The sequence below is a fragment of the Kaistella sp. genome (assembly GCF_032060305.1).
Taxonomy (GTDB): domain Bacteria; phylum Bacteroidota; class Bacteroidia; order Flavobacteriales; family Weeksellaceae; genus Kaistella; species Kaistella yananensis.
This window is the reverse complement of the sequence record NZ_DAMBHK010000060.1, coordinates 4,083-15,374: the sequence shown is the minus strand read 5'-3', so window position 1 is coordinate 15,374 and position 11,292 is coordinate 4,083. Positions and strand designations below refer to the sequence as shown.

The following is an 11,292-nucleotide window of genomic DNA, read 5'->3' as shown; positions in this document are numbered from 1 at the left end:
GTCACTTTCGAATACTGTGTATGGGGCGGAATTAATGACAAAGATGAAGACATCAAAGCACTCATCCGTTACTGTAAACAGGTTCCGAGTAAAGTGAATTTAATTCAGTACAACCCAATCGGCGACGGGAAATACGACAAATGCAACAAAGAAGCCGAGGAAAATTATGTACACCAACTCGAAAATGCCGGAATCACCGTGCTGATCCGCCGAAGTCGGGGAGGCGACATTGATGCAGCCTGCGGACAGCTCGCCAATAAATCCAGTGAGTAATGTTCAGCCACATAGGAAAAACCCGCACCGCTAAGCATAATCTTGGGATTGCCTCACTGCTGAGTTTCGTCGCAGGTTTGGTAAATGTTGTGGGATTTTTCTCTGTCCAAAAGCTTACTACTAATGTTACCGGTCATTTTGCTTATTTTGTAGACGAAGCTTTCAAGCAGGATTTCCGGAGCGCCTTTCACGTTGCACTTTATATCTTTTTCTTTTTTCTGGGAGCCTTTTTTTCCAACTTTATGGTTGAGATTTATTCGCGCCGGAGAGAAAATCTAATTTACATCATTCCTACCGTTACCGAAGCCGTGATTCTTGCGACACTTGCATTCACCGGAAGTTTTCTGATTGAAAAAAATCCCGATCTTATCGCTTTCAGCCTTTTGTTTGCCATGGGAATGCAGAATTCTCTGGTTACAAGCATCTCGAACGCGGTAGTTCGTACGACGCACTTAACTGGACTTTTTACCGACATGGGAATTGAGTTTTCGCAGCTTTTGTTCTATAAAGATCAGAAACACAAAAAGAAACTCATAAAATCGATAAAACTGCGTTTAACCATCATCTGGCTGTTTTTCGCGGGTGGAGTTTCAGGCGGAATTCTTTACACGCATTTCGGGATCAGAACCCTAATGTTCGGAAGTTTCATTTTACTTCTGGGATTGCTTTACGATTTTCTGAAAATCCGCTTATTGCTTTTAAGACATAAATTATCATGAAGAAATTAGTTTTCTTTTTTTCATTTTTCTTTTTTTCTAATGGTTTCGCTCAGGAGACCGATTTTTTAAAGATCGCCAAATACCGGGTTTCTTATCTCAGCGATTCTTTGAAAGAAAATTCGGGTCTTGATTTTTTCCGTGGAAAACTTTACACCATGAACGACGGCGGAAATTCTTCTGAAATTTTCGAAATCGATAAATCTTCAGGTAAAATACTTAAAACCATAAAAACCGGACTGCAAAATCACGACTGGGAAGCCATTGCGAGCGATTCTTTGCATCTTTATACCGGCGACTTCGGCAATAACGTCGGAACCAGAACTGATCTCAGGATTTATAAAATTCCGTTTGAAAATTCCGGTGAAACTAAGGTAATTTCATTCTTTTATCCTGAACAGAAGGATTTCAGCAGAAAAGTCTTAAAAACAGATTTCGATGCAGAAGCACTACTGATTCTGAATGGAAAAATACATGTTTTTACCAAAGAATGGTCTTCCAGATCGACAACACATTATGTCCTGAATCCTGACTTTACAGAAAATCAGGCCGCCGAAAAAACCGAAAGTTTTAAAACCGGTTTCTTTGTTACTGATGCTGCATATTTTCAGGGAAAGCTTTATTTAATCGGCTATACAAAGAATACGGAAGTTTTTCTGTCAGTGTTTGATGAAACGGAACCCGGCGTTTTTTTCAAACAACAGCCCAGAAAATATTATCTCGGTTCTTCATTGGTCATCGGCCAGATTGAAGGAATTGCGGTAGATGAAAGTGGAATTTATATTTCCGGAGAAGAATTCCGCACTGCTTTGGGTACTGCAAAACAGGCATTTTATTTTGTTCCTGCCGATAAAGTAAAGTAAGTTTTTTTCATCTGAAACAGAAAATCGATCGATCTTTTTATCTTTAATAATCTGCGAAACGTGCCGTAAATTTAATTATATTTGTCATTCTTTAACTTTCAACATCTTTATTCATAGTACGTGGCGAATACCATAGAAGAAATCAAGAAACCCATTTCCGGTGAAATGAAACTTTTCGAACAGAAGTTTTATGAATCCATGCAGAGCAATGTGCCGCTTTTAGACAAAGTTACGCGGTTTATTGTAACCACCAAAGGCAAGCAGATGCGGCCAATGTTTGTTTTTCTGTGTGCAAAACTTGTGGGCGAGGTGAATGAAAAAACCTTCCGCGGCGCCTCGATGATTGAACTTATTCACACTGCAACTTTGGTGCATGATGATGTGGTGGACGAAAGTTTCAAGCGCAGGAATTTCTTCTCCATCAATGCCTTGTGGAAGAATAAAATTGCGGTATTGGTAGGCGATTATCTGCTTTCTAAAGCAGTGCTGCTTTCTACCGACCATAAAGATTTTGATTTGCTTGCGGTGATTTCCCGAACCATCCGTGAAATGGCTGAAGGTGAACTTCTGCAGCTCGAAAAAGCGCGCAAACTCGACATTACGGAAGAAGTGTACTACGAAATCATCCGTCAGAAAACAGCCACGTTAATTGCTGCGTGTTGCGAAATCGGAGTGGTATCCAACAATGTTGATGAAACGATGGCAAAAAAGATGATGGAATTCGGGACACTTACCGGTATGGCGTTTCAGATTAAAGATGATCTGTTCGATTATCTTACGTCAAACATTATCGGCAAACCTGTCGGGATTGATATTAAAGAGCAGAAAATGACTTTGCCTTTGATTTATACCTTAAAAAAAGCCACCGAAACCGACAGAAAACATTATTTCAACACGATTAAACGGTATAATAATGACACAAAGCGCGTGAAAGAACTCATTGCTTTTGTGAAAAGTTCAGGCGGACTCGATTATGCTATTTCAGTGATGAAAGATTACCAGCAGCGCGCGAAAGATATCCTGAATGATTTCCCGGATTCGGAAGCCAAACATTCACTGAACCTGATGCTGGATTATGTGATTGAACGAAAATTTTAATGCTATTCCAAAAGTTTTTTCAGAAAAAGCGCATTCTTTAAAGCCGCAGTTCCCCAAGTATTGTTGAAAAATACGAAGACTGTTTCCTTAGCTTTCTTAATTTCATCAGCTAAATTTATCAGCTCTTCTTCAGAATATTCTGATTTGAAAAGAACGGGGACACCATGCAGCCTGTAATACGCAAATTTATTGCTGTTGGTGATAAATTCGTCCGGAATGTCTTTCGGAAAACTCACTCCGGAGAAAACAATATTCTTTTCTTTTAAAGTTTTTAAAACTTCTTCATTCCACCAGGATTTGTGGCGGAATTCCACCGCGTTCAGGAATTCAGGATCTACAGTTGCTATCAATTTTTCCAAATGTTCTTCACTGAAATGAAATGTCGGAGGCATCTGGAAAAGAAATCCCGCTAGCTTTTCTTTGATTCCGCTATGAATATGATTACAGAAATCACCGGTTTCTGCTGCAGTGTCCTTTAGCCGTTTGATATGAGTAATGGTTTTAGGGATTTTAATGAAAAATTTAAAATCTTCACCTGTTCTCTCATACCAGTTCTGTAAAGTCTGTGGACGTGGCCTGCGGTAAAAAGTAGAATTGATTTCAACCGTATTGAATTGGGTTGCATAAAAGTTCAGCTGTTCTTTTGACGGTAAATCTTCCGGAAAGAAAAAGCCTTTCCAGTCGCGGTTTGAGAATCCTGAGCAGCCAATGTAGATTTTATTCTTCATGCTTAATGAGGCCTTCTGTAAGCGATTTCCACTGAAATTTGCTGCCTGCAATCATTCCGCCAACGGCAACGAGGCTGTTCCGGATTTTTGCAATCACATTCAGGCTTTCAGTGTTTGGAATTTCGTTTCTTCCGTGAACTTCAGCAATAATTTTCTTTCCCTCTCTCTTAATGAGGAAATTGGAAGTTGCTTTGGAATCAAAAAAGTGCGCAGTGGTATCTTCAGGTTTGGTTGGATCAGAAGTTGGCCGCACTCTGATGTAAAGACATTCTGAATTTTCGTCTTGCTCTTTTTCAAATTTTTCAACCTGAACCCAGTCGTATCCATCGCCGGTAGTATTATGAAGTCCCGGCACTTTTATCCGGAAATAATCTCCGACTTTCGGATGATCCAGCGATAATTCACCTTTACCGTCACGAAGTGAAAATTCCGCCTTTTCAGTTCCTGCAAAAAGTTCCCAGCAATTTACATCCAGGAAACGCCTTTTCACCTTGTCGAAATGGTCTTTTGCGAGTGCAACTGAATCCAGTTCGATTTCTGAAATGGTGTCGCTTTTTGCACCGGTTTTCTGTGGCGGAATTTTTTCGTGCATTTTAAGGATTTCTAAAATTATGCTTTTCCGAATTCTTCAACAATTCTTTTGTTGAAAGCGGGTAAATCTTCGGGCTTTCGGCTGGTGGTAAGATTTCCGTCGGTTACCACTTCTTCATCTACCCAGTTTGCTCCCGCGTTCTGTAAATCTTTGGAAATGGCTTTAAATGAAGTCATCTTCACACCATTTATCACTTCTGCATTGATGAGCGTCTGAGGTCCGTGACAGATGGCAGCAACAGGTTTATTCTTGCTGAAAAAATCCTTTACAAACTTTATCGCATCCTTGTCAACGCGCACTGCATCGGGGTTTAAAACGCCGCCGGGAAGCAGAAGTGCATCATAATCAGATTCTTTGGCTTCTGAAACTGTTTTATCTACAGCTACGGAATTGCTCCATTCATGGCCTTTCATGGCTTTAATTTCACCGGATTTCAGGGAAATAATTTCTACTGTTGCACCTTCGCTTTTGAGTGCATCTACCGGACTTTCAAGTTCCGACTGTTCGTAACCGTCTGCAGCCAAAACTGCTATTTTCTTATCTTTTAAACTCGACATATTTCTTTTATTTAGTGGTTGAAAAAAGGCAACAAAAAATGTTGCCTGGAATAATGAATAACTGTGTGCAGTTATTTTGCTTTAAGGTTGATTTCAGATTTTGCCAGTTTGGTTAAATCTTTATCAGTTGTTTTTTCTTCATTTAGCGTTTCAAGCATCAGTGAAAGTACTTCTTTCTGACCCAATAATTTAGCATAAGTTGCGATGGTACCATAAGATGCAATTTCGTAATGCTCAACCTTTTGTGCTGCGGCGATAATTGCTGCATCCCGCACTGCGCCCGGTTCTGTTTCTTCAAGGATTCCTTCAGCTTCTTTAATGAGACCATCCATGGCATCGCATTTTACAGCTTGGGGTTTCAGTTTCATTGCTTTGAAGGCGTCTTCCAGTCTTTTCACCTGGGTTTTTGTTTCTGCTAAATGCCCGTTTACCGCGTCTTTAAGCTTTTTGGAAGTGGCATTTTTCGCCATTTTAGGCAGATTTTTAACCAGTGCTTTTTCTGCCCAGTAAAGATCTTTCATCCCATCTACCATAAAATCTTTCAGTTTGTCAGCTGCATCAGCTTTAGGAGCGACTTTACCGCCTGTTGTTGTTTTCTTTGCCATAATTATATATTTTAATGTTTGGTTTCGGTTAAATTCCAGCTGAATCTTTAATATTGACCTTACAAAACTTGATGGCTCTGAAAAAAATTAGCTTTTTGGAATATTTAAGTTTACCCTGTTTAATCTCAACGAATTCAGAATTACAGATACAGAACTGAAACTCATTGCTGCCGCTGCAATCATTGGACTCAGCAGGATTCCGAAGATCGGGTACAGTACTCCCGCTGCAAGCGGAATGCCAAACACATTATAAATAAATGCGAAAAAAAGATTCTGTTTAATATTTTTCAGTAAGTGTTCGCTTAAAATCTTTGCTTTTGCCACGCCCAAAATATCGCCTTTAAGCAACGTGATTTCTGAACTTTCGATGGCAACATCGGTGCCGGTTCCCATGGCAATTCCTACGTTAGACTGGGCCAGTGCAGGCGCATCGTTGATTCCGTCGCCCGTCATTGCCACTACATTTCCGGCGTCCTGAAGTCGCTTAATTTCTGCAAGTTTATCCTGCGGAAGCTGGCTCGCAAAATATTTTGTAATTCCTACCGATTCGGCAACCGCTTTTGCGGTGTGTTCGTTGTCGCCAGTCATCATAATTACTTCTACATTGTTTTTCTGAAGATATTCGATCGCCTGTTTCGAAGTCTGTTTAATTTGATCTGAAAAGCTCAGGAATCCGAGAATTTTGTCCCCGGAAGATAAGTAAGAGATGGTTTTCGCTTCATCCTGCTTGCTGATGACTTTGTTTCTAAGTTCTTCAGGAATGTTGATGTTGAAGTGGTTAAGTAATGCTTCATTTCCCAGGAGAACAGTTTGGCCATTGATGATTCCTTTAATTCCTTTTCCGGAAATATTCTCGAAGTTTTCAACTTTATCAAAGACAGAATTTTCTTTCTTGAATTCATGGAGAACTGCACCGGATAAAGGATGCTCTGAATTCTGGTTCAGTGCTGCCGCCAATTTCAGGATTTCATTTTTATCGGCGTTTTCTGTCACGTATATTTCATTCAGACTTGGTTTTCCTTCGGTTAAAGTTCCAGTTTTATCTGTAATCAGAATATTGACTTTCTGCATCTGTTCCAGCGCTTCAGCATTTTTAATAAGAATACCATTTTTGGCGCCTTTACCGATTCCGACCATGAGACTCATTGGTGTCGCCAGTCCCAAAGCACACGGACAGGCAATGATCAGCACAGCAACCGCATTTATAAAGGCCAAAATCAGACGGTTTTCGCCACCGAAAATATACCATAGTATGAAAGTGAGAACCGCTGCCACAATAACTGCCGGAACGAAAATTTTTGAAACTTTATCCGCAAGTTTCTGGATTGGGGCTTTGCTTCGGCTGGCTTCATTTACCATTCGGATGATTTGGGAAAGCAAGGTTTCATCACCGATCTTTTCAGCTTTCATGATAAAAACACCGTTGCCGTTGATGGTTCCGGACGTTACATAATCATTGGTTTTCTTTTCAACCGGAATGGGTTCTCCGGTAATCATACTTTCGTCGATATTGGAAATTCCTTCGGTTATTTTTCCGTCTACCGGGATTTTCTCACCGGGTTTTACGCGCAGCAGGTCGCCGATTTTAACCTGGGAAAGCGGAACTCTTTTTTCGGTTCCGCCGGTGATTAGATTTGCTTCGTCCGGGGAAAGATTCATCAGTTCTTTGATAGCATTTCCGGTTCTTTTATGTGCGCCGGCTTCCATTAACTGACCCAAAATTACCAGGGTAAGGATGACACACACGGCTTCAAAATAGAGTGGGACTTTGCCGTTGTGCACCATTTCATTCGGTAAAATATCCGGAAAGAATAAACCTGCAATACTGAAAAGAAATGCAGCTGCTACCCCCAATGCAATCAGTGAGAACATATTGAGATTCCAGGTCCTAAAGGAGACCCAACCCCGTTTCATCAGGAACCAGCCTGCATAAAATAAGACGGGAAGCGTTAAAACAAACTCTAAAATGCCCTGTACCTGATGGGAGAACGAAAAAGTAAACAGCATCCCGCCCATAGAAAGGATAAATACCGGAAGCGTGAATATTAACGCGATAATGAATTTCTTTTTCAGAATATTAAAGGTTTCATCTCCATCATCATTGAATTTCGAAGGAATCAGGACCAGATCCATACCGCAGATCGGGCAGTCGCCAGTCTTGTTGCTGATAATTTCGGGGTGCATAGGACAGGTATACTGGGCAGGTTTAGATTTCTCAGGATATTTCACGAGATCCATTCCGCAAACCGGGCAGCCTACGTTGGAATCGTAAACTTTGTCGCCTTCGCAGTACATCGGGCAGTAATATTTTCCGGCATGGTTTTCAGCATTGGCAGAAGGTGGCGCAGGATGATGCGAATGGGAATGTGTAGCGCCGTGGTGCTGGGTGTGTTGGGCAGCATTTTTAATTAAATCCTGTGTAATTTCTTCCAGATGCATGTGACAAACGGGGCAGCCGGTATCGGAACCGTAGGTTTTATCACCTTCGCAGAACATGGGGCAGAACCAGTCACCGATTTTATCTTTAAAGTTTTCGGGTAAATTTGTTTTGGAGAAGGTTTCCGGCTTATTCTTATAGTCATCTCGTTCCTCAATGGGAACAAGGAACATGTTACAGACCGGACAGCGTTTTCCGGATGCGAAATGTACTTTTTCGCCTTCGCATTCCATTGGGCAGTAATACACGGAACTTGGCGAAATTCTTTCTGAAGGATGGGTATGATGATTTTCCATATGCTTATTTATTGTTCAAATTTCTTAAAATGAAACCGAACACTGTTATAAATATATGGAAGAATCTTATACTTTTCAGATTTTATCGAGGGGAATGCGGTTTTTTACTTTCAGTTTTTTGAATCCGGAAGGGGTAAAACCTGTACTGTTCCGGAATTGTGAAGACAGGTGCTGAACACTTTTGTACCCAAGTTTTCCGGATATTTCGGTTAGAGAGAATTCATTATAAAACAAGAGCTCTTTTACTTTTTCAATCTTCTGAAGGATGAAATACTGCTCGATCGTCACACTTTCTTTCTGTGAAAACAGTTTTGATACGGCGCTGTAATCGCGGTGCAGTTTTTCCGAAATAAATTTGGAAAGGATGAAGTCTTCCGGAATATCCAATCCATCAATCAGCAGGATCAGCTCTTTTTTTACTTTGGCAATAAGCTGGTGTGCAGCATCTTCAAGAATCTCAAAACCTGCTTCCTTAAGACGCTGATTAAGTTCCTGCAGGTCTTCGGCTTCCAAATGATTTTTTATTTCAACTTCGCCCAGTTCAACCGCGGAGAATTTCAGGCGGAAATCCGTCAACACTTTTTCTACCGCAGCGATACAGCGGTTACAGACCATATTTTTGATATAGAGTTTCATTCTAGACTTTTCAGCCGGTCAGACACAAATTCGATTTTGGTTTTTCCGTGTTTGGTTGGTTTTCCTTCTTCATCTACGCCTACAAAAATAATTTTATCAATAGTAATGATGGTTTGCCTGGTCATCATATTGCGAACGTCGCAGGTGAGGGTGATGGAGGTATGTCCGAAATTGGTGGCTTCAATCCCGATTTCAATAATATCGCCCTGTTTTGCGGAACTGATGAAGTTTATTTCAGAGATATATTTGGTAACACATCTTGGAGTTTCCAGCTGAACAATGGCGTAAAGCGCAGCTTCCTCATCAATCCACTGCAGGAGTCTCCCTCCGAAAAGGGTATGGTTAGGATTTAAATCTTCAGGTTTGATCCATTTTCTGGTATGGTAGTTCATCTTTTTTAAATTTAATGGTTGGCAGTGATTAACGGGTAAAAACAAGTTTTGTTTTGGTCGAAAGCTTTTCATCGATACGGTAGCCTTCCAGGTTGAAGCCTTTTACATCATTCAGGGTTTTTGCCTGCTGCTGTGCACAGTAGCGCACCATCAGTCCGCGGGCATGTTTGTTGTACACCACGATGGTTTTGAGTTTTCCGTCTTTCAGTTCAAAGAAATCGAAGTCGATTACCGGGGCATTCAGTCTCTTTTTATCGAGAGCTTTAAAATACTCACTACTGGCTAAATTCAGGATCATATCGTTGCTTTTCAGTTCGCTGTTGAGTTTTTCTGTAAGTTTATCCCGCCAAAAACTGTAAAGGTTTTTATAATCATCAAACTCGAAATTCCTGCCCATTTCCAAACGGTAGAGCATTACTTTGTCTGATGGTTTCAGCAAGCCATACAGACCGGAAAGAATTCGGTAGTTTTTCTGAAGATAGTTGACTGCTTTTTTATCCAGTGTTTTCGCATCTAATCCCCGGTACACTTCGCCGGTGAAGGCAAACATGGCAGGAGCAGACTCTCTGGAAGCGGGTCGGGGTTTCCAGTTTTGGTTTCTTTCCCAATTTTCATCTGCAAGTTTTGCCGAAATCTCCATGAGTTCCGAGAGATATTTGGGTGTTTTTTCTTTTAAATGGGAGTGAATAAATGCTGCTTCCTCAATGAACGCCGGGGTAGTAGGTTTCAGAAAATCTGTTGAATTTTCTATGTTCATGAGTTTTGCAGGAGAGGTAATAATTTTCATTGAGATGATGGTTGAAAATTTTAAAGCTGATAATATTCTTAAGGAATTAGCTGTGTTAGTAGTGGAATGTCTTTGAAAAAAACTGACGCACGGTATTAGTGCAAAAACCTACACAATTCCTTTTCCCTGCCGGATAATCTCCGGTTCGCCGCTGGTTAAATCTACGATAGTGGAAGCCACATTGTCACCGTATCCGGAATCGATAACGATATCGACCAAATGATCATATTTCTCTGCGATCAGCTCGGGGTCGGTAGAATATTCGATGACTTCATCATCATCTTTGATGGATGTGGAAGCGATGGGGTGCCCAAGTTTTTCCACAATAAGCTGGGGGATTGGATGGTCGGGAACGCGGATACCTACCGTCTTATTGCCTTTGTAGGCCAGGGGCAGGCTTTTGTTTGCTTCGAGGATGAATGTGAACGGTCCCGGGATCTTGCTTTTTAGAAAGCGGAAGACTGGCGTGTCGATCGCACGGGTAAAGCTTGATAAATGACTTAAATCGTTACAGATAATAGAGAACTGGGCTTTCTCGAGTTTTACTTTTTTGATGTGTGCCAGCTTCTCCATCGCGCGGATGTCGAAAATATTACAACCCAACGCATACACCGTATCAGAAGGATAGATAATAATTCCGCCGTTGTTGAGAGATTTAACTACCTCAGCAATAAGGTTTTCCTGTGGATTATCGGGATAAATTTTTAATATTTTAGCCATACCACAAAGTTATTAAAATATGGTGAAATAAAAATTATTACACGAAAGCTTGCTCTGAAACAAAATATTCGTATATTTGCAGTCCAATATCGCGGGGTAGAGCAGTAGGTAGCTCGTCGGGCTCATAACCCGGAGGTCGCACGTTCGAGTCGTGTCCCCGCTACTAAGTTTAAGTTTCTGTAAGGTATCGCGAGCCGCAGAAATTTCTAAAGATACATCGCGGGATGGAGCAGTAGGTAGCTCGTTGGGCTCATAACCCAAAGGTCATCGGTTCGAGTCCGGTTCCCGCTACTAAGAGAGAATTACGAAAGTGATTCTCTTTTTTTTTGTGGCTGGTGGTGAACATGTAACGGGTCAAGACCAAAACCTGTGTAATTACGGATCAAAACTAAAACTTATTTCAATTTACACACAACTTTTGTAATTGATCCGGTTTCTGGTGATTAATCTGTTTTGAAATGCTACTGAGAGATTTGACTTTAAGAAGGAAGAGCACCATTATTTTGATATCTTTGTTTTACGAAAAGAAACCTTCCCATATGATTGACCTTCCCGGAAAAGCCATCCATGATTTCCATTTTACTGAGCGTAG

General features: G+C 41.0%; 12 protein-coding genes, 2 tRNA genes and 1 pseudogene. 6 read left to right on the top strand and 9 right to left on the bottom strand.

The features are described 5' to 3' along the window. The 4 genes and pseudogenes from V5N63_RS08960 to V5N63_RS08945 form a co-directional block, all read left to right on the top strand. Nucleotides 1-273 (top strand): annotated as a pseudogene (locus tag V5N63_RS08960) (23S rRNA (adenine(2503)-C(2))-methyltransferase RlmN); the annotation flags it as partial. Continuing rightward, on the top strand, nucleotides 273-992 hold the full coding sequence (locus V5N63_RS08955; protein WP_332033671.1) for a YoaK family protein: 720 nt from the start codon (nucleotides 273-275) through the stop codon (nucleotides 990-992). The pseudogene V5N63_RS08960 and the gene V5N63_RS08955, both read left to right, overlap by 1 nt. Beyond that, nucleotides 989-1,852, top strand: a complete 864-nt coding sequence (locus tag V5N63_RS08950; RefSeq protein WP_332033670.1) for a YncE family protein — start codon at nucleotides 989-991, stop codon at nucleotides 1,850-1,852. The genes V5N63_RS08955 and V5N63_RS08950 overlap by 4 nt, the downstream gene beginning before the upstream one ends. A 120-nt stretch (nucleotides 1,853-1,972) precedes the next feature. Beyond that, the gene (locus tag V5N63_RS08945) at nucleotides 1,973-2,950 is read left to right on the top strand and encodes a polyprenyl synthetase family protein (RefSeq protein ID WP_265144527.1); all 978 of its coding nucleotides are present in this window, start codon (nucleotides 1,973-1,975) and stop codon (nucleotides 2,948-2,950) included. 2 nt (nucleotides 2,951-2,952) lie between these two features. Here V5N63_RS08945 and V5N63_RS08940 read toward each other — a convergent pair whose 3' ends face one another. The 9 genes from V5N63_RS08940 to V5N63_RS08900 form a co-directional block, all read right to left on the bottom strand. Beyond that, the gene (locus V5N63_RS08940) at nucleotides 2,953-3,678 is read right to left on the bottom strand and encodes a DUF72 domain-containing protein (protein ID WP_332033669.1); all 726 of its coding nucleotides are present in this window, start codon (nucleotides 3,676-3,678) and stop codon (nucleotides 2,953-2,955) included. Beyond that, on the bottom strand, nucleotides 3,668-4,270 hold the full coding sequence (locus tag V5N63_RS08935) for a hypothetical protein (RefSeq protein WP_332033668.1): 603 nt from the start codon (nucleotides 4,268-4,270) through the stop codon (nucleotides 3,668-3,670). Before V5N63_RS08935 ends, V5N63_RS08940 begins: the two co-directional genes overlap by 11 nt. Before the next feature lie 17 nt (nucleotides 4,271-4,287). Beyond that, nucleotides 4,288-4,827, bottom strand: a complete 540-nt coding sequence (locus V5N63_RS08930) for a type 1 glutamine amidotransferase domain-containing protein (RefSeq protein ID WP_332033667.1) — start codon at nucleotides 4,825-4,827, stop codon at nucleotides 4,288-4,290. Between the two features lie 71 nt (nucleotides 4,828-4,898). After that, the gene (locus V5N63_RS08925) at nucleotides 4,899-5,432 is read right to left on the bottom strand and encodes a ferritin-like domain-containing protein (protein WP_332033666.1); all 534 of its coding nucleotides are present in this window, start codon (nucleotides 5,430-5,432) and stop codon (nucleotides 4,899-4,901) included. Between the two features lie 87 nt (nucleotides 5,433-5,519). Further along, nucleotides 5,520-8,165 carry a copper-transporting P-type ATPase gene (locus V5N63_RS08920; RefSeq protein ID WP_332033665.1) on the bottom strand — a complete coding sequence of 882 codons (2,646 nt, stop codon included), beginning with the start codon at nucleotides 8,163-8,165 and terminating at the stop codon, nucleotides 5,520-5,522. 75 nt (nucleotides 8,166-8,240) lie between these two features. After that, nucleotides 8,241-8,801, bottom strand: coding sequence for a helix-turn-helix domain-containing protein (locus tag V5N63_RS08915; RefSeq protein ID WP_332033664.1), 561 nt, complete (start codon nucleotides 8,799-8,801; stop codon nucleotides 8,241-8,243). Further along, nucleotides 8,798-9,193, bottom strand: a complete 396-nt coding sequence (locus V5N63_RS08910; RefSeq protein WP_332020146.1) for an acyl-CoA thioesterase — start codon at nucleotides 9,191-9,193, stop codon at nucleotides 8,798-8,800. Before V5N63_RS08910 ends, V5N63_RS08915 begins: the two co-directional genes overlap by 4 nt. A gap of 28 nt (nucleotides 9,194-9,221) precedes the next feature. Then, complete coding sequence (gene yaaA / locus V5N63_RS08905) at nucleotides 9,222-9,980, bottom strand: peroxide stress protein YaaA (RefSeq protein ID WP_332033663.1); 759 nt, start codon at nucleotides 9,978-9,980, stop codon at nucleotides 9,222-9,224. A gap of 108 nt (nucleotides 9,981-10,088) precedes the next feature. After that, complete coding sequence (locus V5N63_RS08900) at nucleotides 10,089-10,700, bottom strand: L-threonylcarbamoyladenylate synthase (RefSeq protein ID WP_332033662.1); 612 nt, start codon at nucleotides 10,698-10,700, stop codon at nucleotides 10,089-10,091. Between the two features lie 90 nt (nucleotides 10,701-10,790). Between V5N63_RS08900 and V5N63_RS08895 the strand changes: the two genes are divergently transcribed. After that, nucleotides 10,791-10,863: transfer RNA gene (locus tag V5N63_RS08895), tRNA-Met, on the top strand. 55 nt (nucleotides 10,864-10,918) lie between these two features. Next, nucleotides 10,919-10,991, top strand: a tRNA-Met gene (locus V5N63_RS08890). Nucleotides 10,992-11,292: the final 301 nt, after the last annotated feature.

Excerpts from the sequence above, each read along its gene's own strand:
- V5N63_RS08955 (WP_332033671.1), top strand. The coding sequence starts at position 273 with ATGTTCAGCCACATAGGAAAAACCCGCACCGCTAAGCATAATCTTGGG.
- V5N63_RS08950 (WP_332033670.1), top strand. The coding sequence starts at position 989 with ATGAAGAAATTAGTTTTCTTTTTTTCATTTTTCTTTTTTTCTAATGGT.
- V5N63_RS08940 (WP_332033669.1), bottom strand. The coding sequence starts at position 3,678 with ATGAAGAATAAAATCTACATTGGCTGCTCAGGATTCTCAAACCGCGAC.
- V5N63_RS08935 (WP_332033668.1), bottom strand. The coding sequence starts at position 4,270 with ATGCACGAAAAAATTCCGCCACAGAAAACCGGTGCAAAAAGCGACACC.
- V5N63_RS08930 (WP_332033667.1), bottom strand. The coding sequence starts at position 4,827 with ATGTCGAGTTTAAAAGATAAGAAAATAGCAGTTTTGGCTGCAGACGGT.
- V5N63_RS08925 (WP_332033666.1), bottom strand. The coding sequence starts at position 5,432 with ATGGCAAAGAAAACAACAACAGGCGGTAAAGTCGCTCCTAAAGCTGAT.
- V5N63_RS08920 (WP_332033665.1), bottom strand. The coding sequence starts at position 8,165 with ATGGAAAATCATCATACCCATCCTTCAGAAAGAATTTCGCCAAGTTCC.
- V5N63_RS08915 (WP_332033664.1), bottom strand. The coding sequence starts at position 8,801 with ATGAAACTCTATATCAAAAATATGGTCTGTAACCGCTGTATCGCTGCG.
- V5N63_RS08910 (WP_332020146.1), bottom strand. The coding sequence starts at position 9,193 with ATGAACTACCATACCAGAAAATGGATCAAACCTGAAGATTTAAATCCT.
- yaaA (WP_332033663.1), bottom strand. The coding sequence starts at position 9,980 with ATGAAAATTATTACCTCTCCTGCAAAACTCATGAACATAGAAAATTCA.
- V5N63_RS08900 (WP_332033662.1), bottom strand. The coding sequence starts at position 10,700 with ATGGCTAAAATATTAAAAATTTATCCCGATAATCCACAGGAAAACCTT.